Origin of the sequence: Neopusillimonas maritima, assembly GCF_003576595.1 — a bacterium.
Lineage (GTDB): Bacteria > Pseudomonadota > Gammaproteobacteria > Burkholderiales > Burkholderiaceae_B > Neopusillimonas > Neopusillimonas maritima.
Window position 1 is genome coordinate 189,208 of sequence record NZ_NQOU01000001.1, and the last position, 23,112, is coordinate 212,319.

At 48.7% G+C, this 23,112-nt stretch carries 23 protein-coding genes and 1 tRNA gene; 11 read left to right on the top strand and 13 right to left on the bottom strand.

Annotated elements, in window-relative coordinates; all coding sequences use genetic code 11:
* Positions 1-13: 13 nt before the first annotated feature.
* From CJO09_RS00920 to CJO09_RS00930, 3 genes are all read right to left on the bottom strand, one after another.
* Positions 14-457 (bottom strand): GNAT family N-acetyltransferase, encoded by a 444-nt coding sequence (locus CJO09_RS00920; protein WP_119440691.1) that lies wholly within the window; start codon positions 455-457, stop codon positions 14-16.
* Entirely contained in the window at positions 435-2,879 is a 2,445-nt protein-coding gene (locus CJO09_RS00925; RefSeq protein ID WP_119440692.1) for a mechanosensitive ion channel family protein, read from the bottom strand. The genes CJO09_RS00920 and CJO09_RS00925 overlap by 23 nt, the downstream gene beginning before the upstream one ends.
* A 111-nt stretch (positions 2,880-2,990) precedes the next feature.
* Positions 2,991-3,188: a hypothetical protein gene (locus tag CJO09_RS00930; protein WP_119440693.1), complete on the bottom strand. Its 198-nt coding sequence runs from the start codon at positions 3,186-3,188 to the stop codon at positions 2,991-2,993.
* Positions 3,189-3,332: 144 nt separating this feature from the next.
* On the opposite strand from CJO09_RS00930, the gene CJO09_RS00935 reads away from it, so the two are divergent.
* The 3 genes from CJO09_RS00935 to CJO09_RS00945 all read left to right on the top strand — a co-directional run bounded on the left by CJO09_RS00935 (position 3,333) and on the right by CJO09_RS00945 (position 6,626).
* Complete coding sequence (locus CJO09_RS00935; protein WP_119440694.1) at positions 3,333-4,982, top strand: FMN-binding glutamate synthase family protein; 1,650 nt, start codon at positions 3,333-3,335, stop codon at positions 4,980-4,982.
* Between the two features lie 289 nt (positions 4,983-5,271).
* Positions 5,272-5,348, top strand: a tRNA-Met gene (locus CJO09_RS00940).
* Between the two features lie 144 nt (positions 5,349-5,492).
* On the top strand, positions 5,493-6,626 hold the full coding sequence (locus CJO09_RS00945; RefSeq protein ID WP_119440695.1) for a tyrosine-type recombinase/integrase: 1,134 nt from the start codon (positions 5,493-5,495) through the stop codon (positions 6,624-6,626).
* Between the two features lie 109 nt (positions 6,627-6,735).
* Here CJO09_RS00945 and CJO09_RS00950 read toward each other — a convergent pair whose 3' ends face one another.
* The 3 genes from CJO09_RS00950 to CJO09_RS00960 form a co-directional block, all read right to left on the bottom strand.
* Positions 6,736-6,993 carry a helix-turn-helix domain-containing protein gene (locus tag CJO09_RS00950; RefSeq protein WP_245961192.1) on the bottom strand — a complete coding sequence of 86 codons (258 nt, stop codon included), beginning with the start codon at positions 6,991-6,993 and terminating at the stop codon, positions 6,736-6,738.
* Positions 6,994-7,073: 80 nt separating this feature from the next.
* Complete coding sequence (locus tag CJO09_RS00955; protein ID WP_147404874.1) at positions 7,074-7,400, bottom strand: hypothetical protein; 327 nt, start codon at positions 7,398-7,400, stop codon at positions 7,074-7,076.
* Positions 7,339-9,387 carry a MobA/MobL family protein gene (locus CJO09_RS00960; RefSeq protein WP_147404876.1) on the bottom strand — a complete coding sequence of 683 codons (2,049 nt, stop codon included), beginning with the start codon at positions 9,385-9,387 and terminating at the stop codon, positions 7,339-7,341. The genes CJO09_RS00955 and CJO09_RS00960 overlap by 62 nt, the downstream gene beginning before the upstream one ends.
* A gap of 311 nt (positions 9,388-9,698) precedes the next feature.
* Here CJO09_RS00960 and CJO09_RS00965 point away from each other — a divergent pair, with 311 nt between their 5' ends.
* From CJO09_RS00965 to CJO09_RS01000, 8 genes are all read left to right on the top strand, one after another.
* Entirely contained in the window at positions 9,699-9,995 is a 297-nt protein-coding gene (locus CJO09_RS00965) for a hypothetical protein (RefSeq protein WP_119440699.1), read from the top strand.
* Positions 9,992-10,288 (top strand): hypothetical protein, encoded by a 297-nt coding sequence (locus CJO09_RS00970; protein WP_119440700.1) that lies wholly within the window; start codon positions 9,992-9,994, stop codon positions 10,286-10,288. Before CJO09_RS00965 ends, CJO09_RS00970 begins: the two co-directional genes overlap by 4 nt.
* Positions 10,285-10,794, top strand: a complete 510-nt coding sequence (locus tag CJO09_RS00975) for a hypothetical protein (protein WP_119440701.1) — start codon at positions 10,285-10,287, stop codon at positions 10,792-10,794. The genes CJO09_RS00970 and CJO09_RS00975 overlap by 4 nt, the downstream gene beginning before the upstream one ends.
* A gap of 21 nt (positions 10,795-10,815) precedes the next feature.
* Positions 10,816-12,096, top strand: coding sequence for a hypothetical protein (locus CJO09_RS00980; protein ID WP_147404878.1), 1,281 nt, complete (start codon positions 10,816-10,818; stop codon positions 12,094-12,096).
* Between the two features lie 17 nt (positions 12,097-12,113).
* Entirely contained in the window at positions 12,114-14,351 is a 2,238-nt protein-coding gene (locus tag CJO09_RS00985) for a DotA/TraY family protein (protein WP_119440703.1), read from the top strand.
* Entirely contained in the window at positions 14,348-14,599 is a 252-nt protein-coding gene (locus tag CJO09_RS00990; protein ID WP_119440704.1) for a hypothetical protein, read from the top strand. Before CJO09_RS00985 ends, CJO09_RS00990 begins: the two co-directional genes overlap by 4 nt.
* Before the next feature lie 199 nt (positions 14,600-14,798).
* Complete coding sequence (locus CJO09_RS00995; protein ID WP_119440705.1) at positions 14,799-15,149, top strand: hypothetical protein; 351 nt, start codon at positions 14,799-14,801, stop codon at positions 15,147-15,149.
* Positions 15,150-15,166: 17 nt separating this feature from the next.
* Positions 15,167-15,934 (top strand): DsbC family protein, encoded by a 768-nt coding sequence (locus CJO09_RS01000; RefSeq protein ID WP_158582692.1) that lies wholly within the window; start codon positions 15,167-15,169, stop codon positions 15,932-15,934.
* Positions 15,935-16,054: 120 nt separating this feature from the next.
* On the opposite strand, the gene CJO09_RS15580 is transcribed toward CJO09_RS01000, so the two are convergent.
* From CJO09_RS15580 to CJO09_RS01030, 7 genes are all read right to left on the bottom strand, one after another.
* The gene (locus tag CJO09_RS15580; RefSeq protein ID WP_158582693.1) at positions 16,055-16,216 is read right to left on the bottom strand and encodes a hypothetical protein; all 162 of its coding nucleotides are present in this window, start codon (positions 16,214-16,216) and stop codon (positions 16,055-16,057) included.
* Positions 16,217-16,361: 145 nt separating this feature from the next.
* Positions 16,362-17,081, bottom strand: a complete 720-nt coding sequence (locus tag CJO09_RS01005; protein ID WP_245961193.1) for a hypothetical protein — start codon at positions 17,079-17,081, stop codon at positions 16,362-16,364.
* A 265-nt stretch (positions 17,082-17,346) separates the two neighbouring features.
* On the bottom strand, positions 17,347-18,660 hold the full coding sequence (locus CJO09_RS01010; protein WP_119440708.1) for an ATP-dependent nuclease: 1,314 nt from the start codon (positions 18,658-18,660) through the stop codon (positions 17,347-17,349).
* 491 nt (positions 18,661-19,151) lie between these two features.
* On the bottom strand, positions 19,152-19,625 hold the full coding sequence (locus CJO09_RS01015) for a hypothetical protein (protein WP_119440709.1): 474 nt from the start codon (positions 19,623-19,625) through the stop codon (positions 19,152-19,154).
* A 289-nt stretch (positions 19,626-19,914) separates the two neighbouring features.
* Complete coding sequence (locus tag CJO09_RS01020; RefSeq protein WP_119440710.1) at positions 19,915-20,121, bottom strand: hypothetical protein; 207 nt, start codon at positions 20,119-20,121, stop codon at positions 19,915-19,917.
* Positions 20,122-20,173: 52 nt separating this feature from the next.
* Complete coding sequence (locus tag CJO09_RS01025; RefSeq protein ID WP_119440711.1) at positions 20,174-21,982, bottom strand: AAA family ATPase; 1,809 nt, start codon at positions 21,980-21,982, stop codon at positions 20,174-20,176.
* Between the two features lie 99 nt (positions 21,983-22,081).
* The gene (locus CJO09_RS01030; protein WP_147404880.1) at positions 22,082-22,699 is read right to left on the bottom strand and encodes a thioredoxin domain-containing protein; all 618 of its coding nucleotides are present in this window, start codon (positions 22,697-22,699) and stop codon (positions 22,082-22,084) included.
* Positions 22,700-23,112 lie beyond the last annotated feature (413 nt).

The following is a 23,112-nucleotide window of genomic DNA, read 5'->3' on the forward strand; positions in this document are numbered from 1 at the left end:
CACCCACCCACATTCAGAATACCAGCCGCATGGCAATATGCTCAATGCCCGCTTCCATATAAATACCGCCCTCTGCTTGAAAACCCATGTCTTCATAGAAGGAACGGGCATGGTACTGGGCCGACAATTCAACCCCTGGCAAACCTTGTTGTCGGGCTTGTTGCATAAGTGCCTGCATTATCTGTCGGCCAATACGCCGCCCTCGCCACACCTTCAATACTGCCACCCGGCCAATATGGCCATCTGGCAATAAGCGCCCGGTACCCACTGACTGACCGTCTTCAGAATAAGCAACAACATGAGTTGCAACTGCATCGAATTTATCAAGTTCTAACTCTGGCGGCACGTGTTGTTCAACAATAAATACGTCGTGCCGAATCGGCATGGCATCTTGCCGGCACTGCTGCCAGACTCCAACCACAACACGAATAGACTCAGGCACCAGATTTTCTTTCATGTACGGGCCCATTAGACAATTCTTCTTTCACCGCTGAACCCTGTGGAGGGTAGTCCAGCGTTTCGCGCATCTCGGCCTTATCTTGCCAAGCGAAATCGGGAAATGGCAACTTGCCTTCTTCTCTCCATTGATGCACCTGCGCTTCACTGGCCTGCACTCGATCGGCGTCCGGCAGGCTATCGGCAGCGTTGTAATGCACCATCGAGGGCACGGCGAGCTTGGTGCCCGCCTCACTCACAATCTGCATCATGCGCAAATAGATATCTTCACGAATTCCCAGGTATTCGGAATAATCAACCGACATCACATAAGCAAAGACAGAAATATCAAGTGAATGGGAGCCGAACCCACCAAACCGAACCCGTAAAGGGTCAGCTGCAACCTTGGGATGACTTAACAGCATCTTGCGCAATTCGGCCAAAACATAGCGCAATTGATCCGGCGTGGTTTCATAACGCAAACTAATGGTCGGATTCAAAAACATGCTGTCGCGCTTTGCATAATTTTCAATCTGCATATTTGAAAACTCGCTGTTCGGAACCGTAAGCAAAGTACGATCAAGTGTCCTAATTCGAGTCGAGCGCATCCCGATAAACTCTACCGTGCCGGTTTTGTCTCCGAACCGGCAATAATCGCCCACTGCAATCGGCTTATCGAAATACAAGGTAATGCCGGATATAAAGTTCTGCAAGGTTGACTGCGCAGCCAGCGCAACGGCCAAACCACCGATCCCCAAACCCGCCAAAACACTTTGGTAAGGCACTTGCAACACATCGGCCAGCATCAAAATAGCAAACACAATGACAATAATACGCAGAATCCCGGCAATAAAGGACACCAACGTAATATTGTTTCCTTTCAGCGTTTCAACATTACGAATTCTGGCCGCAACTAGCTTGATAGTCAGCAATGTCAGGACCATGAGCGACAAGACAATACATGACCAGCTAATCGTTACCAACGCAACTTGAACCAGATCAGGAAAGCTGAGCACACGATCAGCCAGACGCAATGCCACCCCCAGGCTAAACACCCGAAACGACCACAAGAAAAAACCGCGAACGACCGGGCCATGCGCATCGCCACCACTTCGCTTCAGCACGCCGTAAAAAAACAAATTCACCAATTTGCCAACTGCGTAAGCAACCACTAATGTAAGCAGCAACCCCAGCCACTGCCACAATTCCATGACACCAACAGGCCGCACAAAGGTAGGACTCATTTCACGGATTGCATCACGCGTTCTGAAATAAAGACTTTCAGGCTGCGCTTGAAGCTCAATAATATTGTTGGCGGGCAGATTATCCAGCGCCGCATACAAACTACGGATAGTCCGAAGCGTATCAGGCGTAAATTGCCATATGACGCCCTCTTTCGTTAAGACTGGGCCAATAGCAATGCGGCCTAACGGATGTTCGAAAAAAACATACGGCTCGGAACGTATTGGATTGTCGGGCACCTCCTGCCAGGTAATGGCACCCAACCGACGCAAAGACCTGTAAACATACCGGGCTAAACGCGGCCCTTCATACTCACGCGCCAGTGCCGATAAATCAGCCATATTTAGGGTTTCCATAGCGCGCTCTGCACCATCAACACCGCCATAGCTGAAGGAACGTACCAAAGTTTTGAGGGTATCGCGGGGCGAAAGCAAATCACCACTGCGCCCACCGAGTAAGCTTGCATGTGCAGCCTGGGCACGCATTAATACATCTTCCAACAAGTCAATTGGCAAAGCCTGAATGAACCAGTCGCCGTTTCTGCGCAAAAACTTCAGGTCCAGCGAGACCGATGTCCCGGCTTGATTAAGAGTGGCCGTAAACGTGTCGGCATTATCATCAGACTGAATCTCCCACACTCTGAAAGTCATGCTATTTACAACGTTAAACAACAAACTGGTGTAATCCAGCTCGCTTATCGTTTGCCCAGGAAGCGTTGAAAAATCAATAAAATGTGAAGCCTCACTTTGCAACTCCATACGACCTGGTCCGACAGCATTCATTACCGCAAGAAAATGATAGAGCGTCATTGCGGGCGACGACTGGTCTATGGAGTAACCCATAAACTCGTTATCGTCAGATACCCGTACGGCGGTAAGCCATTCTCCGGTTCCGAATCTGGCAGTAAAGGTTCGACCATCGCCGGCCATAATGGCCACGAAGGTGCCCTCACGGCCGCCCTCACTCCAGGTACCGTGTAACTCTTGACCTAGCGCACTTCCTTTTACGGTGCCACCGAACAGCGGATATTCCCCGCTGACCTGATCTCCTGTTTGTTCCAACGTAATACGCGCTGCGCGATGCCGCCAGGTACTATCCCACTCGCCCGACCAATTCGCCGCAACGGCCTGAGCAGACCACAAGAAAAACAGGAAGAAAAAGAAAAAATATAGCAGGATCTGCCGATTCAAAAATACAGTCATTACTTGCCGCTAATGTTCATATACGGCGCAACTATACTTTAATACGCATTAAAATAACGACGAAAGCAAGAATCAACGTACGTCGAATGCCGCCCTGACAGAAGCATCCTATTAATCATTATCCGACGGGTCATCATCCTCATCGGCCTTCAACAAATCGGCATGATGGTCACCCTGATAGCGCAACACCCTTCGCCCCCCTTCAGACGTGCCCTGGTCAAAGACATCGTCGGTTGCATCCAGCAACCAATGCGCCGTGCGACGGCGCTGATGATACATACGTAAATTAAGAAGCTGGAAACGGTTCACATCGGTCTCCTGATTAGATAAGCCAAGTGCCCCGAGTGCACGCAAAACAGTTTGTTAGCCTACGCTATTACACATGAAGATGACAACACTTTCTGCTATGGTTAGTACCTGCCGCGATTCATACTGCCTGCTTCGGAGTACCGCATGAACAAATTTCTTACCCGCCATACCGCGTTTTATATTGTTATTGTGCTGGCCCTGTTCTTTTCCTGGCTTGCGCTGGTGGTACATTTTGCCTGGTGGCCGGTTGCGCTTGCATTCATCGGGCTCACAGTTCTGGGCATTTACGACCTGAATCAAACACGTCATGCCATTCGCCGCAATTACCCCGTTATCGGCAATCTGCGCTATTTGTTCGAATTCATCCGCCCCGAAATTCGCCAGTACTTTATAGAAAGCGACAAAGACGAACTACCGTTTTCCCGCGCCGAACGTTCGTTAGTGTATCAACGCGCCAAACACGACATAGACAAACGACCGTTTGGCACCCAAAACGACGTTTACGGCAACGATTACGAATGGATCAACCATTCCATGGTGCCCACGCATCTGGCCGACACCAATTTCAGAATACAAGTGGGCGGAGAAAACTGCACCCAACCCTACGCCATGTCGGTGCTGAACATTTCAGCCATGAGTTTCGGGGCGCTATCGGCCAACGCCGTACGTGCATTGAATAAAGGCGCGCAAATAGGCGGTTTCGCGCATGATACCGGCGAAGGCGGTATTAGCCTTTACCACCTGGAACACGGCGGTGACCTTATCTGGAATATTGGCTCCGGCTATTTCGGCTGCCGTGATGCCCAAGGCAATTTCTCGGAAGAGGAGTTTACGAAACGCGCCACGCAGCCGAGCGTAAAAATGATTGAACTCAAGCTGTCGCAAGGGGCTAAACCCGGCCACGGCGGCATGCTGCCGGCGGCAAAAGTTACGCCGGAAATCGCCCGCGCAAGGGGTATCCCCGTTGGCGAAGACTGTATTTCTCCCGCCCATCACAGTGCATTCTCTACACCCGTTGAAATGATGGAGTTCATCGCCCGTCTGCGCGAATTATCCGGTGGCAAACCTGTGGGTTTCAAAATGTGTATTGGTCACCCCTGGGAATGGTTTGCCATTGCCAAAGCCATGCTGAAAACAGGTATTACGCCGGACTTTATTGTGGTCGACGGTGCAGAAGGCGGTACCGGCGCCGCCCCCATTGAGTTTGTTGACCACGTGGGTACCCCACTGCGTGAAGGGCTGCGACTGGTACATAACACCCTGGTTGGAGTTGGCCTGCGCAAGAAAATCAAACTGGGCGCATCGGGCAAAATCATCAGCGCTTTCGACATGGCACGCATTATGGCACTGGGCGCCGACTGGTGTAACAGCGCCCGTGGCTTTATGTTCGCGGTAGGTTGTATACAAGCCCAGGTTTGCCACACAGGCCAATGTCCAACCGGCGTCACAACCCAAGACCCGAAACGGCAGGCCGCTATCGTGGTGGGAGACAAATCGGAACGGGTAGCCCATTTTCACGACAACACCCTGAGCGCACTCGGAGAGTTACTGGGTGCCGCCGGCCTGACCCACCCTGGCGACCTGCGCCCGCACCATATTGCGCGGCGCATTTCGAACCTGGAAGTTCGTATGCTGTCGGCCATTTTCCCCGATATGCATGAAGGTGAAATTCTGGAAGGCAAATTCCGCCAAACGATCTTTCGTGTGGGCTGGCCCATGGCGCAGGCGGAATCATTTGAACCCTTATACAGCCTAAGCGAAGCCATGTCGGAAATTGATGCGCGAGCAGCATAAACCTAGTAGAAACACTAGGTTGAAGACAGGCAGCGGTAGCGTTAAATTGAACTTACTGCCCCATAGGGGCGGTTCCACCGCTCTCCGAAGCGGTGCCCACACCGGCCCGCAAAGCCGTGTGTCAACTGCCGCAAGGGCAGTAAGGCCTCACCAGAAGGTGAGGCCTTTTCATTGGATGGCCGTCAAAGAATCTGCGTCAAGTAAAGCACCCCCATAGCGCCAATAAAATTTTTTGCTGCGACTCACGTAACAACGAAAAAACTTATGGTATAGTAGCGGTCTTCCGAGCGGCGCATTAGCTCAGCTGGTTAGAGCGACGGAATCATAATCCGCAGGTCCCCTGTTCGAATCAGGGATGCGCCACCAAATTTCTAAAGCCCTGATTTATCAGGGCTTTTTTCTTTTTTGAAAGTACACAAAAGAAAATAAATACGCGGCCTTTATGCCAAGAAACTGACAAAGTACCATTGTTCGCACTGCATTTTTAAAACAAACATAGGTGTGCACCATATGGGAACAATTGTAAAAACAAACGCTGGCACTTTCCTTGGCCGAGTTCGTATGAAAGGGTACTCACTTGCCAGAACATTTGATGATCGGACTGACGCACGAGCTTGGGTTCAAAAAACCGAAGCATCGATTGTTAGCGGTCACTATCGTGACGACAAACGCGCAAAGCGCATTACACTTGGCGAGCTGCTAGAAAAATACCGAATTCATGTGGCGCCTGCCAAAAAAGGCGGCGAACAAGAAGTGCGAAAACTGCTTTTTTTGGAAAAGCAATCATTCTGCTCGATCCGTCTAGCAGAGCTGCGGCCCATACACTTTATTCAGTATCGCGATCGTCGTCTTAAAGAAGTGAGGCCGGCGACAACAAAAAATGACTTGGCGGTCCTTTCGGCCGTCATCAATCATGCGCGAAAAGAATGGCAAATCTATCTACCTGAGAACCCGCTTGAGTTAGTCAAAAAGCCGACTGTACGTAACTCGCGGACACGTACTCTCAGCGAAACCGAGGTGCATTGGTTACGCCAGGCTATGGCTCCCCGAGAATTCAGCCACACGCCCGATGGCCGCTTTGCGTGCCAACGTATCGGCCCGGAACTATTATGGGCGTTTGAGCTTTCGATTGAGACAGGCATGCGGCGCTCGGAACTCCTAGGCCTGCGCTGGGAAGATGTACACCTAAGCCAAACTGGTTTCTGCTGGGTACGAATCATTGACACAAAGAACGGTGAAAATCGGGACGTTCCGTTGACTCTGGCGGCCGAAAGCGTTATGCGGGAAGCCGCAGTACGGCGCGACAAGAAGAGCATAAAGGTGTTCTCCATGAGTCCGAATGCACTTCGCCTTCGCTGGCTTGATGCGCTAGAGCGAGCCAAAAAACTATATGCTGAGCACTGCCAGGAAGCTGCAGCCCAGCCGGTCTCGGCAGTGTTCGAAGACTTACGCTGGCACGACATTCGCCATTCCGCGATCACCCGATTGGCCAGCTTAGTCCCTGACAGTTTAGAGCTCTCCAGAATCAGCGGACACAAGACTTTGAGCATGCTACGCAGATATTACAACCCTTCGGCCGCCGACTTAGCTGGCCGATTGAACCGGCCACAACTGGAAAAACTAAAAGAATTTCAAGGTGAATAAATGAACACAACCTTGCATCAGACAGGCTTATCGTTCCGATCTGAGCTGCCAGAAACTTTTCTTTCCACTCTAAGGCCAGCCATACTCGGCTCACGGGCGAACGAAAAGGTCAATCAATCGATGCAAGCGGGTACATTTCTTCGTCCAAGTCCTTGGCAAGGCGCTTGAGCGCCTTGCCCTGGCGAACTAATTCCGTTTTATGCCAGCGAGTTACAGTGCTTTGCAGGACGCGACGCTGGTTGCCGACCTTTTGATGCAGTTTCACGACGCCGGATTTGACCAGCTTGGCCATGTAGGGCCGGCTAACTCCGGCCAGTTGCGCCGCCTGCTCTATGGTGAGAACCTGGTCATTATTGTCAATAGTCATATTTTGCATCGTAGCAAATGATCGAAATACTGCTAGGCCAAGTACTCGGGAAACCCAAACTTGGCCTAGTGCGAGGTAAATTAAAGATTGTTGTGATTTTCACCTGTTAGGACAAGCAGCATGCTGTGCCTAGCCTCATTTGCTTCAAAATCATTTTTGTACCGGCCTGCAATCAAAAATATTCGGTCGTCCGAAGTTTCTGCCCAAACACTGGCGTCACGCACCACAAGCCGCATAATCGAATGCAATGCGATGTATGCAACATTTGATGGTTCCAGTGCCACGTCGACGTCATTCAATACCCGCACGAATGAGCCGAATACCTGGGGCTCCAGTGAATCGGGATTAGGCACCACGTGGCTTTGTATGGGCTGTTTTTGTGGTTCTAGTTGAAATCCTTGCGTCATTTTTTACTCCTGGTTGCTGGGTTCTTGGCCGCGCTGAAGCGACCTGGTGGGGGTTGATCATCCGTGCAAATGACCCTTTGCCTCGCACCGAGGGAGCCTTGATCGTCTGCATCAAAAACCTCGTGCGCTGCGCCTGCAGCGCGGCCGCGACTTTAGCTTGCGCTTCTGCTCGGCGAGCCTCTTCCAGTTTGGTTTTTCGGTGGGCTAAAGCCTCCGCCTTTGGCAACCATTTCTGCAGCTCCTCCAACTGGGGCTGGACCTCGGCTTTCCATTTGTGCTGCGCCTCGCGCTTAACATGTGCGTGAAGTTCTGCGTAGGTTCGGCGCAACGCCGCGAGCATTTGCTTTTGCTCGGCAATCTGGACCGTCAATGACGCCTTGGCTTGCTCGATTTCTTTTTTCTTCTGTAGTGACCAAAGTCGGTTCATCTCGGCTGGATCGGCCAGTTTTTTGGCCAACGAATCGAGCTGTGTCTGCAGTTGCTGGACACGATCGAAAACAGCCTGCCCTTGTTCGTTCACCGTCGCTGTTTTTTGCTGAACAACGATATCAGGGGCCTGCTGCTTTAGCAGGTTAATACGGGCACGAATTTCCGCAGGCGTTTTCGTGTAGGCCCACGTCGGAACTGCCTCGATTTCAACCGTTTTGGTCGAAAGCAATTGACGCGCTGTGGCCAGGATCACATCCACTTGGTTCACCAGATCTTGCTTCTCGGCAAGGTCAGTCTCGGGTCGCCTGTCAAGGGAGGCTGAGTGTGCTAACTGCTCGAGTTTCTTGCTGATTTCAGCTTGGGCATGTTCGCGCCTTTGCTCGATGGACGGCAGTGCCTTTTCCGCCAAGCGGTCGAGCCTGGCCAGCTGTTTTTCGTATGTTGTAGCGGTTCTGTCTAGTTTCGACGCAGAATCATGCACCTTTGCGACCTGGGCGACGACGTCTGGCAGGCCTCCCAGGCCTAGCCAGGCTAGCAGCCTGTGAATGAGAATTGCGGCCACGGTAATGTTCTGCGCGGCGGTTATTTTTCTCCAGTCGAGCCACATGTTTGCCGTGGCTTTTCGTTGCTCCAATTGCTCAACCAACGACACCAAATTTTTATAAGGTACCCAGCGATTTAGAGCCTCTTCCGTTCGCTCCTCGAGCAGCGTCTGTAGCCGCTGAGTGAGCAATTTCAAACGTCCAATTCGGCGATTGATGCGAGCAGCCTGAGAATTGTGTTCGGCAACAAAATCGCCCCTGTTTGACTGTCGGCCAGTTCTTTTAATACGACCGGCAGGACCTTGGTGTTTAGTGGGCACTTTCTCAACGCCCCGCTTCTCAAAACTGGCATGCTCAACAGTGTGCTGGATGCCCGCCACGGCAAGATGTTTATTAACCAAAGAGGCCCATAACGGCCGTGCCCATTCCGCCGTGTTTTGAAGCTTGTTCCGACGGCAGTGGATTGGGTCCAGTTCGCGGACATTACGGCTTAGTGCGCCGGTTTCTGCATCAACTTTGCTTGTTGTTAAGAGCAAGTGAGCATGGTAATTGCCGTTGTTTTTCTCCCCGCCTCGCCACTTATCCTTGATGAAAAATTGGTCTTTATTTTCATTAAGATAATCGTCGGAAAAAGCTTCCGGCCGGTGTAGAAAAACATCAACGCCAACCCCGTATTTTTTTACGACTTCTTGCGCAAACTCTGTGATCAAAGCGGCTCGCTGGTTGTCACTAAGTAGATACGGAAGAGCAATCACTGCCTCCCTTGCTGGGATGGCTGCGGCCTTGCGGTCGTGGACGTCTACTCGCGCCCAGAATGTCTCTCGATCCTCTCTCTTTCCGCCGGGCAAATAGACCTGGTCGAAGGGATTCATGACATCAGTTTTCCGGCTGAAATCGAACACCTCACCGGTGCGTTCGCAGGTAATTTTTTGCCCAGAACGGTACGCAACCCGCGCGGCCAAAGGCGCGTCGAGTCGGCGCATTGGCTTCAAGGAAAAATGGATTTCAGTTTGCACTGGAGACACTCACTTACGGAAAAGCAACATCGTCAAAAAATAAAAACGTAGCAACCCTCACCTTCGTCGTTTTGCCCGTCCGGCCAGGACCGCACGCCAACTTGTTTGGCTCTAAGTGCGCACTTCGTGGGCCGTTACAAGCGGCGAACACTTTCGAACAAGTATATTTTTCAGTCGCCGAAGGTCAAGAAAACCGAGGTCAAAATTTTCATCCAAAGAAATTTTCCCTAAATGAAAATAAAGCTTTCCAAAACCTTGAATCTCGTTTTTAAAACGATATTCTCAATACGTTACTTAGAGAGGGAGAATCAATGGATCCGAATCAACTCGAACGAGAAATCGATGAATACAAGAAAAAAATTAAACAGATACGAGAAAGAAAGCGCGTTGAACTAGCCAAGATACGACGCGAAGAAATTAGGAGAAGAAAGAAGGAAGAGGATCGCCGAAAAGTGTTGCTCGGCGTTGGCTTGATTGAGGCGATGCGCCACGGTCGCATTACCGAAAACCAAGTTTTTCAGTTAATCAACGAATCGATTACCAGGCGAAACGACAGAGAGTTCCTGGGTCTCCCCGTTGGCGAAAGTAACGTGGAGGTCGAACCATGAAGTGGCATAAAGCTAGGATTTACGACAGAACAAAAGAAAAACAACGAGAACCATACTATATCGACGAGCACATCCAGGCTCAGCTAAAAATTTTTAAAAAAGAAGGTCTAGCAGGCCTTCTTAAAAAGCCGTTGGACATTGCAGAATGCCTAGCCGTGGCCTTGTTCAAAGGTCTGGGTGATGCACTGGTTCGCGGCGTTCAGATAATGCTCATGTTTTTCGTGCTCACGATGATCATTAGTGTTTCGTTTAAATCTTTCGCATATTTACTCAACTGGACCTATGGCTCATGAACAAGAAAATCCTCATATCGGTTCTAGTGTTTCCTTCAGCTTTAGCCGCTGCCCCTTTGCCTGATGGTGATCAACTTTGCGTTGACTTAAAAGAAAGCAATACCCGTGCAATTTCCCAGGCCCAAACAGCTGTCGAAGAGGACCCTTTTTTTGAAGATTTAAGCCAACAAAGAGAAGCGGATAGGGAGTGCATGCTCGATCTGTCAAAAGAGTTGGGTGGTGCAGTGAGTGCAGATAGCTACGGTCTTGGCGCAATCATTGACGATGTGTTCAAGCAAATCAGTGAATCAATGTGCAATGTGACCAATAACAATGCCCGAAACCATGAGGGCTACGGCGGTGCTACGCCAAGTTATGTGCCGGCAGCCGCTTCCCAACAAGCGATGCCAGCGCCTGTCCCGACCCCACCACCTGTTGTTGGACCAAGTAGCAATTCAAACTCCAATGATGTCTGGTCGCGACTTAGCGAGGCGATGTCTGGTCGCTCCAGCCAACAATCTCAGTAATAAGATAAGGACACATTAACTATGTCTAAGAACTTGATCTCAACCGCACTCGTGTTGCTTGTGCCATTACTTTGGTCCGGTCAAGCCAATGCAATTAAATGCACGCTGTCTCAGGATTGTGTGATAGCAATAGATCGAGCGAGAAGCTCAATCAATACCAATATCGACCAAATGGACTCCAATATCGCGCGCGAGGTGGATAAAGCCCGAGTGGATATTATCAACGCCCTGGGTCGCCAAACAAGTTCGCTTTCGGGTCAGACTGCCCAAGCGGTTGAGACGCAGACACGGCATGCGGAAGAGCTAGCAAAAGCGGGTCGAAAAATAGACTCAATTATCAAAAGAAGTAATGTAACGTGCGGATCGGCGAGCGGCTCACAGTCATCGTCAATGACGATGGTTTCAAGAAAACAAACGACAGAGCCACTTTCAACAGGCTCAAAAATACCGCCGCGCCTAAAAAAGGCATGGGATCAATCAGATCCAAATGCGTCAGTTTTACCACCTTTCGATCAAAATGTTGCTGCGGCTGATTTCGGCTTTGGTAGTTGCCAGGGCTTTGCCGGTGACCCAAATTCGATGCGCGGCCAACTGTGTCGCAGTGTCCAGGGGCTGCAAATTAAAAGCAATAAATATGCGGATGCGGATATCCGGGCCGAAACGTTGTTTCACGGCCCTCAAGAGAAAGAAAAAGGCCGAGTTCAATTAACGGTGACAGCCCAGCATAGTAGCGCTGAACGGGATGCGCGAAAATCGATCCTCGCCTCATTGTCACAACCAGTACCACCGCCGGGGGTTCGGCCAACCGCACTTGCCTCGCCCGAAGGCCTCGCTTACGTTGGCCAACTAACTGAGCATCAGGCCAAAATGTCGTTAGCGACCGAGCCAATACGCGATTGGGATGTTGCGACTACTGCCTCGCCCGAAAGCTTCGAAACACTACGAGCATTGCTAAACGACAACATTACGGCAGTATTTTTGGAAAAAAAATTAAATAAAGAGTTCCCAGAATGGGCGCAGGAAGGTGTTTCTCCACTTCACCTGAGCGCGCTTCAAGTTGAAAAACGAGCGGGCAATCCTGACTGGTACACATACATGGCTGGCGCCGATGATGTTGCCAAATCTGCCGAAGTGCCGCTTATTTTGGCTGAGCAACAGAGACTACTTTTCTCGATTCTCCTCGAGCTGAAGAAGCTGAACGTGGTTAATGGTCAGCAACTGGCCGAAGACGTCCAAGAAAACAACATGCCGCGTCTCGAACGGCTAGCCGAAGCAGCCAACCGAACCATACGTAATCAATAAATAATAAAGGTGCCCAAATGGCTAGAAGTCGTGCCCTTTTCCTTATTCTTTTTTTTCTCACGGCCTTATTGCCAGCAATCGCGTCGGCCCAGCTTGCTGAAGGGATCGGCACGACTTACGACGAACTGATCCTGGCGTCGCAGAGTGACGGTGATCATTCTCGCCAGATTTTAGGCAACTTGTTATCAGATTTTGCTGACAACCCCTTTATGGCTGCCGGACGCCCGGATACGCTCTTAGGCAACCTTTTCTTCCTGTTCAACAGTGGCATTTTTATTGTTGGTACGGTGCTTCTAAGTTACTTCATTCTTGCTTCGGTAGCACAAACAGCGCATGAGGGGGAGGTCCTAGGTAAGCGGATTAATGGGCTGTGGGTACCCATTCGCGTCACCCTTGGTGTATTTGGCATGCTGCCCGTCTTTGGCGGCTTCTCGTTAGCCCAGGCGGTTGTGATGTGGTTCGTGATTCTGGGTATTGGACTAGCTAACATCATGACAAGCGCCGTGATCTCAGATACCCAAAAATTTAATGCGCTGATTCCACCGCCGGGGTTGAGTTCACCAGGGCCACAAACCGCTTTTTCCGCCGATTTGATAAAGAATATTTTCAAGATGAACGTATGCGCAGCAGCTGGTCGCAAACATCACGAGAACATGACCTGGTCGCTGAACAGAGCTCCTGTGGTTCAATTGAAAGAGACATCCGACGGCCACTTATTATCCGCACGGAACACTAGTTGGGGTGTCGATTGCGGCGAAGTCTTGCTTGAAAGAGGCCTACTTCGAGAAGATGGGCTGCTTGAAATTGGGTATCGATCGGCCGCCGTCGACTATGACTCAATCAACTCTATCGCCTTAGCCGGTTACAGCACAAAACTTCAGCAACTAGACCTTATCCAGCAGATAATGACAAATGAGGCCGCTCGATTCGTCGAAGCCCATTGGAATGGCGAAAGAAATAATTATCAGCTTGACCTGAGTCTTTTTGAGAAGCTAGCCAACGATGCAAATTACGATGTTTCTAATGCGATTCAGCAGTCAATCAACGCTACTGATGAAGCCGGTGCGGCCCAAAAAACGGCTTTGACGCAAAGCGCGACAGAAGCAATCAGCCAGGGCGGCTGGATGGCCCTGGGCAGTTGGCATAGCACCTACGCTGAAGTTCAGGCAGCACTTCAAACGGCGTCACATTACGGTCAATTAAAAGAGCAGCCGCTAATCATTGAACGAAGCAGAACAAGCACAAGTACCGAACGACTCATCGACATTGCAGATCATTATCTTAACCAGCCCGTCCCAGCGACAACCAAGAGTGACGGTCAGTTTAAAACTGATCGGTCACCAGGCAGGTGGTTAACCACCTGGTTGTTTAGCGCTGCCGCTGGCGGAACTGGGGGAAGTGGCATGACAAACCCAATAACGTTAGCAAAATCAAGCGGCGATATGATGATAAATTCTGCGATTGCCGTGTACTCAGTCACGACTGTTTTGGAGAACATTCCGCTCGGCGTCGGCAAGAAAGCACTTGATCTGATTGGTGCTGTTCCTGGCGTCGGTACCTTCGGTGGCATGGTTGGCTCCCTGTTAAGCGACGTCCAAACACTTCTTCCAGTTGTGGCTATCTTGCTTTTAATTATCGGCGGAGTCCTATCGATTTACGTGCCACTGATTCCGTTTTTGACCTGGTTTGCGGCTCTTGTCGGTTATTTTGTCAGTGTCATCGAAGGCTTAATTGCCGCGCAAGTATGGGCATTTGGCCACTTGAGCCTTGATGGGGAGGGTATGGGTCAGAAAACAGAGAAGGGATATCAATATCTCTTCAACATGTTGCTAAGACCACCTTTGATGGTTTTGGCCTTTTTCTTTGCAAGCGCTCTTTGTATTCTGCTTGGTACGTTCCTGGTTGATTCGATTCGCACAGTAATTGAAAACGTTCAAGGAAACAGTGCCACTGGTCTAATTTCGATTTTAGGTTTTTTAATCATTTTTGCTATCCTTTTACTAACACTCATTTCGACCTGTTTCGATATGATTTTTGCCCTTCCAGACCGAGTAATTGCCTGGGCCGGTAGCGGAATGGAGTTTGTGGCAGGCCGCGAAATGAGTGGAAAAATTGAAGGACAAGCCCAGGCAGCCGGGCGTTGGGCTGGGGGTGCTGCTCACTCAGCTAACCACGCAAGAACGACGCTGAATGCAACAAGAGCTCGAAACCGACTTCAACATCAAGTAAACGACTCGAACAAGGACCAAAAATGACACATAAACAGGCAAAACGAACCATTCTTTCAGCCAGCATTTACTTGCTCGGCATTTATTTGTTGGTGGTGCCTGCTTTTATATGCCTCTGGATCTTCGTGGCAATGCAGCGAAGTGCTGGCTGGCTCGATATTTTGGTTAGTTGTGGCCCGGCTGCGTTGTTCATCTTATGCTGCTTCGGCCTTCGCAAAAATACCAAAAAGATCGATCAAGCACACAAAATTGTTATGACTGGACAACAAAGCTAATAATTACACGAATTTGCACATAATTGCACATTTCAGCACACCCTCGGACCGCTGAATGTGCAAACTTGTGCAAAGTTAGCACAACAATAATATTTAGTATCAATAGCTGAAACACTCGATATTTTGAGTGTCAGTTCTCTTTTTTGCGACCAAGCAAATTAAGTTACAAAAATAATTACGTTTGACTATTGGACGCAAAATGAAATTGAAAACTATTATTCTCATCCCCGCTGTATCACTTTTTGTAGCCGGCTGCGGAAGTTCTGGCCCATCTGAGGGCGACATCGAAAAACATGTCCGCGATGCATGGAAACAGCAAGTCAAAATGTTGTCTCTATTTGCGGGGCCAGAGGGAACAAAGAAGGCCGAAAACGCAATTAAAGATGTTTCGCTAGAACAATGTGAACCACACGAAAACGAGCAAATTTATCAATGTAAAGTTTCCGTCACGATTGAACTAGACGGGAAAAAAGATACAAACGTAATCAAACCTTTTTTCAAAAAAGAGTTTGACGAATGGGTGCCTGTCGGCAACGTCCTGAAAGACTGATTACTGGAACAAGAACAATGCCGAAACAAGCAACGTTAGTAGCATTTTTAATGCTTGCCTTCTACGGAAAAACAGCCGGCGCGGTTAATTTTGATGCGCTAGTCAATGCTGCGGTACAAACCGCCACCCAAGAAGTGACCAAAGCAATCGGTTCTAATGATGCAAGCAATGTCATTGGCCAGGTAGTTGGATCGGCAACCGCCGGGACCAACGAAAAGCCTGGTAACTGGCCAACGAAGTTTGTGTGGTATCCCTATGACAAGATGGCGCCGCAGCCTGTTAATACTGGCAAAGTTCGTAAGTTTGACCATCCTGAATGGTTAGATGGTCTTGATTTTGATAGTCTACCTTTTCAACATGCGATTGTGCGAGTTCGCGGTGATGGATCGAAAAAAATGGCGATCTTCTCTGATCCACATTGTCCCCACTCCAAGACTCAAGAGCGAGATTTGAATAAATATGACAACGTGACGATTTATACATTTGTAGCACCACTACTAGGCGCAGATTCTGAACCTATGGTTGAGCAAATTATGTGCCAACCAAACAACCAAGCTCGCGCACAGGCATGGGACAATTGGATTCTTAATGGACAAAGTCCACAAAAAACGTCCTCGTGCAGTACTTCTTCTCAGAAGATCATTAATTCCTTAAAAGGGCTTAGATCTGCCGAGGGTGATACATATCACTCAATTTCACCAACGTTAGTTTTCTCGAATAATATTGCTTTTCCAGGTGCAATTCCCGCTTATGGGCTAAAAGAAATGATTGACTTACTACACTAGTAGAAGACAAATCTATATCTACAGAGCTTATACAGTTTTGAGTAGACGAAGTCATGCGCTCACAACTGATAAGTTCTGTTACTTACATTTTCAATGCTTAATCGACAGTGATTAGCCGTCTTAATGCAATGTCGTTGCGCCATTCACGCCGGCTCCCGTTTTCCAGTTAAACACCAACCGTCCGAATACCCATTCAATGTGAAGGTCGGTCGGCTCTTCAAAGCTGTGGTAGGTAAGTTCGACGGCTTTCTCGAATAGCTCTTCGCAAAATTTTTCGTTCATGGCAAAATTTTCGCCTTAAAAAATCATGGGCGCTATTCGTAGTTTCCGAGTATTGATTTCATCAACGGCTTCACGTTAGTGCATCCAGTTTTGCATATCCATTTTGACGGGAAGCGGCTATTTTGAGCCGTTGGCGATCGACCCTTTAGGCTGGATTCAAGGTATCGCACGGTGCTAGGGCTTCGCGTAGCCTGTCCTTCATTGAATTGTTCATATCGACGAACCACTCGGGTTTGAGTTCCGACGCTGCAGCCATCGCTTTGGCCCAATCCGGCATCACGTGCGAGTTCTGAAGAGCGTTGCGAGTTTCAGCAATAGCGGCTTGCGGATCAATGGTCGCCTGAAAGACACCTGCGTTGTTCAATGTGTCGAAGATCACCCCACCGATCACCGACTCACACTTCGTGATGATGTTCAGCACGTATTTATCGAAGGTATGGAAAGTCTTGATCTTTGCTGGATTCGTAGCGTTGTTTTGAAAACTCGGTTCCGCGATGAGCATCGGGAAATCACCGGCCACGTGACAGGCGGACGTGATGTTGTATCCGCGATGGACGATGGCGTTCCTCAGGTACTTGATGTATTCGTAATTCGACTCGCCGTCCTGAAATCCTGGGAAGACAAATCGCGCATACAACTCAGTCTCGAAAGACTTTGGCGGTAATGGTGTCGGCTCACGCATTAGCTCAGTTGCGGACAACAGGTTTTGGAAATAAGCGCTGTACTGCACGCGCATATCAGTGTGCATGATCGTGGTGAGTGGTGTGCGAAACGACAAGGCTGCGCGCAGCGCGGTCTTCCGTGCCGTCATGTACCAAGTCAACGCGTGCAGCATATCGCGAGTTTCGAGGCTCAGTGTCGTCATACGCATTTCAGACGAATGATCATGCTTGGGCATTGTACTCGTAATTTGTTAACCCGTACACTCACCTAGCATCTTCGGTCGGCATGTAAGTCATTCGGGGCGTGCCAATCCCCGCGATCAGTGACAGCATTGGGTCGACAAAAGTCATCGGTTGGAGACCGGTTTCGACCCTGAGCGGTCTCGTTAGCTGCGGAAACAGAAGCTTAACCTTTGAATCTAATTATCTGCGCGGCTTTTTGCGAAGGTCGGGTAGAATGATGAGAGGTTAGCCCGCTCTTTGCGCAACGGGCTCAAGAAGAAGCCGTTCAAAATCCGCGTGATGTGGTGTCGTGGTTTCAAGCATTGTGACGATCTTCTCAGTTAAATCGTTCTTGTTGTACTCAACGCCTCCACGTGATACCCGATCGCCACGAATATCGAGCTCTCCAGCACCTGGAAATATCTTGTCAACCAGTACAGGGGGATAGAAGTGCTCAATACCGTTCAATGGCCACTTGACTATGTTCTCACGAAGAACCCCCATCTTCTCCAGCTGCTCAGGAAGCGAGGCTGAATGAACAGCATCCAGAACTACGAATATTCGATCTCGATAAGGACTTCGTTGAATGTCTGTCAGCAGACCGCCAGCAATTGTTAGAACTTCTTTAATTCGAGAATCCGAGTTCGCTGAAATGACGCTTAGCTGGGAGTTTGGAAATCTGAGACTTGTCGCTCGCTCAATGAAGAGGTGATCGCATTTTCCCTCTACAAGGAGGATGGCAGATGGGAGGTAGAGCGTTTCGAAGCGGTTACCCAAAAGAAAAAAGTGAACTTTGTTTAGCTCTCCTAGCGTTGAAACCGGCTTCAAGTCAATCTCATCACCTTGTTTTGATACAACGTAGTTGTTGCCAATGTGCCGCCGGTCCAAAAACACAGTTGAATGCGTCGCGAAAACTATAGTTCGGATTTTGGGGAAGTACTTAGCACGATATTCGCGGTCGAAGAGAAAATCTGCGAGCATTCCCTGTGCCTCTGGACTGACACCTAGTTCAGGCTCGTCGATTAGGAACGTGTCGCAGTCGTTGCTAAGTAGACTAGTCAATAACGTTGCGATCAGGCGGAACCCTGAGCTTGTGTAGGAGATGTTGTGCCCGTCGCAAGAGATATATTTCTGGGACATCGAGTTACCAGGAACTGTCTCCTTTATTTCCATCCGGGTTCCGAGAAGTAGTTCAACAATCTCGACCAACGTGTCACGCTGAGAGTCCGTTAACTCGGCAATTGCTTGCTGAAGATTGATTGGCGAGTTGTCGATGTTCTGTTTTTGTTGGTTCCACTGATTCAGGAACTCGCGATGACGCTCGTTTTTTATATCTCTTTTTGGAGTGAAATAGCCAAGGAGGTTGAAGTTCTGATAGCGCGCTGGGCCAAGATATGACGCGGTTGCCCCCCATTGTTGAGTGAGAGTTTTGAGTAGGAACGACTTTCCGCAATTGTTTCGGCCGACCAACACAGCGTAATCGCTATCGCGGATTTTTTCTAGTAAATCCTGGGCATTCTTCGTAAAGCGAGTGTTTGGACGCTGATCATATTGGTACATGAAATTTCCTCGAACATTGTAGGTAGGCTAATGTTTCTCTCGGTGCACTGGTTGAAGTCTCTAATTTCATAGACATGGCAATGCATGTCCGGAAATCGAATCGCGAGCGTGTGAATGACTACGTCATCTAGGAATGTTATGAATAACATTGCGATGTTTGTAAGATGTTGAGTACCCTGCGGACCGTGACCATAAGGGATAGTTTGTAAGAAAAACTACCGAAAGATGTTGTCGGCAGCAAGGCAATTGCTATTCCGACAATGTCAATAGCCCAGTCAATCACTAACTGCTTTCTCCCATAGGCCCCACGTAATGGATGTCGCAAACTCTACGTGTTGTTAAGTCCCGACATTGAGTGGGAGGTCCGCTATTTGGCGTGCGCCTCGAACGGCCGCTCCTGGCCGATGGCAGAAGTTTCGATTACATCATGTAACCGTTGGTCTGTCACTCTCACTGCAAATGCTAGGATGTTTGGACTGATTATGGTTCGGTCAGCTTAAGCCAACCATACCATCCGACATTGACCTTTGCCGCTGACGTTCCATTTCCAGCTTCCGCTCATAAGCCACATTATTTTGAATTCTGATTTGTTCTGCACGTTCTGCAACGTGCTTGTTAAGAAAACGCTGTGACTCGTTGTATTTTCGCCATGAACAAATAGCCCATAATCCAATGACTAGAGGTGAAACTATGAACCAGACAACCATGATAAGAAACAAAATTTCACCTAAATTGCCCATAAAATTGTCAAAGTTTGCAAATAGAAATGACACCCTACGTTCAGTGAACACAAAACTCATAAGTACGCCGGCGATACAAAATGGTATGGATATAAAAAATAAAATAGATGATTGGACGGTATAAAGGACATTAGTAGCGGCTTTCCTAATTTTTTTAAATTCATCTTTTGAAACAACCTCTTTGACAAGTTCAAAGTCCTCTGCTTTGTGCTTCCCTTTTTCCATATCACCCCCCAATTCCTCATTCAAATAATACTTAAAAAATGATATCAAATATTGACATTTAAAACCGAAATAGTATAATTAAAAATATAGTACATTCCTCTTGCTCAGTAGGGATTGAAACAACATGAACGCATGTTCAAAATGAGTTTTTTGTTACCCTTTTTCTGTAGGGATTGAAACAACTCTTAGCCTTATATGGCTTCAAAACTTTATTTATTACCCTTTACGAGCAGAGGAAAAAAGGCCACAGTTTTTACTGTGGCCTTTTCTTTTATTATTTATTTATTTTTCAGTATCTTAGGGATTTATCTATTTCAATGGCCAAGTCCTGAGCCAACCATAACAAAGATTCCTGGTCGCGGCTTCCCATTTCAATGAAAGACTGGTATCCATTTCCGCTTAAAGAGATCAGCAAAGCGCGTAACTGAGAGACATTTTTCGCCAGCTTATCGTAATCGTGCACATCGATTTTGACTTTAAAATTTCTGTTTTTCATATCAATATATTTTTTATCTAAAAAAGAAATATAGCATCGTTATCGATGTGGACTATTGCATAAGCAACGCACCCGGACGTTCTTTCGCTTGGCGTGCCAGCAACCTGATTGCTGTACGTTTTAGCTGCCGTGAGGAAAGCCCCGCCAACAACTTCCTATTTTCATCCTTAAGCTCAATAGTCCCGTCCGGCAAACCCCATTCATGCGCCAAATCGGCCAAAATGGAATTGATTAACGCGGCTTTATGTTCTGGCCCTGGCGCCGGAAAGAGGACAGGATTTAATCGATCAAGCAACGGCGCAGGAATAAGTTCCAGCGAATTTGCCGTGGCAACGTAAAGGCAGTAGCTTAAATCCACTTCGGTCATCAAGAATGAGTCTAAAAAACTACGCGAGTTAGTTGGCTCCAGAAGGTCTAGCAAAACAGCCCGTGGATCCCCGCTATTTCCTCCCCCCGCGCCGAGTTTATCAATTTCATCAAGCACAAAAAGGCATGATGCGCTGCCTGCTGCACATACTTTTTCGACAATTAATGAAGGCCGAGCACCGCTCCAACCTCTGGTCAATCCACGGAAAATTTTGTTGTCAGGCATGCCAGCACAATTAATTTTCGTGTTCTCAACGAGTAGTTTTTCACCCAATCTTTGGGCAAAACGTGTTTTGCCACTGCCGGGAGGGCCAACCAATACCAATGGCGAAAAATTAAGCTTTCGCGAACCGAGGGACGCCCGAGCCAGCAGTTCTTCAATAACCGTCTCAATGGCGCACGTGGCCCAAGGAAACTCGGTTTTTAACTCGGCTTCAATTTGCCCGATTTTCTCAGCTGAGGGCAATCGCGCAACAGGCATTGGTGACCGCAGTTTTTCAAATTTTTTTAAAAAAGCGGCGTCGTTTTTTTCTTGGGTTTCAGGAATCTCGCCCCTTACCAAAATTACCTTATCTGTAGAGTGCTGCCTCAGCATATTCTGACCATGCTCCTCTGCGGGATTCTCAGCCAACGCAAAACGCTGGGCCACGCTGAAATGCTGCTGCTCTGCTGCCTCACTTAAATGGAACAAAAAAGTCTTAACCACTGACCGCTCGCGCTCGAGTTGTTCGGATAAGTGCTCAGCACGTTCTGGATCGACATATTCATTCATACAAACAGCTGCTGCTTGATTGATGAGCCACGACCAAATTGGCTCTAACCAGGCTAGTTGGCTGTAAACGGAACGTGCACGCGCAGGCCACAGCGATTCATTTTCTTCTTTATTTTCTTGCGCCGGAAAGATAAATCTACTCTCAAAATCATTTTGATCCTGATCGAATACTTTAATTGCTAGGATAAAGAAAAGAACAATACAGTCAATTTCTGCTTTAATTTCTTCGAGCAACCATCCCTCCAGACCCCGCTCTCGGACTCGCGGAAGATTGATCAGATGCATCATTAATTCTTCGGCCGGCTTCATTAAATCCCGAAAAACTGCTCCTATGCCGGGTCGGACATGAATCGACGGTAGATAGCCGCGTGGTCCACGAATAATTGTGTATCCAGCGTCATCCAATAATTGTTTCGTTTCTGAGTACACAGCAATCGGGTCACCCGCCAAACATGCTAGATCCCACCATTGTTGGGCTTCCGCTCGATTACTCGATCTAGTGAACCATTGAGCAATGCAACGAGCATTTCTGGCTCGAGTAATCTTGGCTAAACGATGGTCAGTAACTGAATGGAGCCATGTTCGTAGATCATGCAAGTAACCAGGCACATTCGGACAATCGTAGATCATGCGAAGGAACTCATTACCAAAAAATGATCTACGATCCGGCCATTTGAAACCTGCTGTTTGTTTTTTCTGCTCGAGAAATTTGTCGTAACTCATTTTTGTTTTCCCTGTAAATACTCACCTTTCCTACTTCCCTGCAAAGTCTCACCTTTGCAGCTCGGCAAAGCACTTAAAAACTCCGAAACCCCACACAAACTATGGCTGGTAGTCAAGTAGGAATTCAATATCGTCTGCTGGCAGTGGGCCTGGATGCGCCAAGTCATTTGAAAAAATCAAAGTTGGGGCGATGTTCCGATAAAGCCCTACACTGCTTCTCAATTGACCAAAACTTGCTCTTATTTTTTCCCCATTATTTGCTCGACAGTCTGTAATAACCTCGGACTCTTCCCCCTGAAGAACGAGCGATTTCCATGCAGCGACACGCTCCTCATTTGTCGAACGGCAAAATACTTGCTGAACCTGCGACTCTGATTTTTGTCCGCCAATAAAAGCGGCCGGAAAGACGTGTATTGTCACGTCAGTCAATTCACTCAGCTGCTCAACAGCTTGCTTCGTGTATGGACAATTTGGGTCACCAAAAAGCGCCAATTGACGTGATCCGTCGCCTTTTATTTCTTTGATAGAGAGCTCAAAGGGCAGGGTGCTGAAATCAAGCATTTCGCGCGAATCCCAGCCAGGCACGTCAACCGACGCGGGTGTAATTTGCGCCTGTACTTGTCCAAGAAAAAGCAACGCCAAAGTAAAAAACAACTTAATGCATTTAATAATCATTTTCTTCCTTTCAGTTTCTCGCCTATCTAGTTCTACTGCCAAACAATGCCGCCTAGGCGGCTCGTTGCGCAGGGGGAGCCGCGCCCAATGGGCGTGGGGGACAGGCTACTGTCCCCGGGGGTCGAAGGGCCGGCAAAGCCGGACAGGGGGCAGCAGCCCCGGCCCTTATCTGCGTTTCGCCAGTATTTATTTTTGCTACTCATCTTGCGCTCTACTCTCTGTTAAATATTTAGTTAAAGTGTTAAGGCGCGCGCAGGGGTTAAACGTTGGTTTAAGCCTTTATCCATGCGCCTTACGAGTCTTTTTTTGCCCCCGTAACCGCGCACCCTGCGCCCCTGTAACCGCGTAGAAATGCCCCCGTAACCGCGCACCATGTGCCCCTGTAACCGCGTAAAAATGCCCCCGTAACCGCGTGCCTAGCGCCCCTGTAACCGCGCGCCTTAGTCTACTTATCC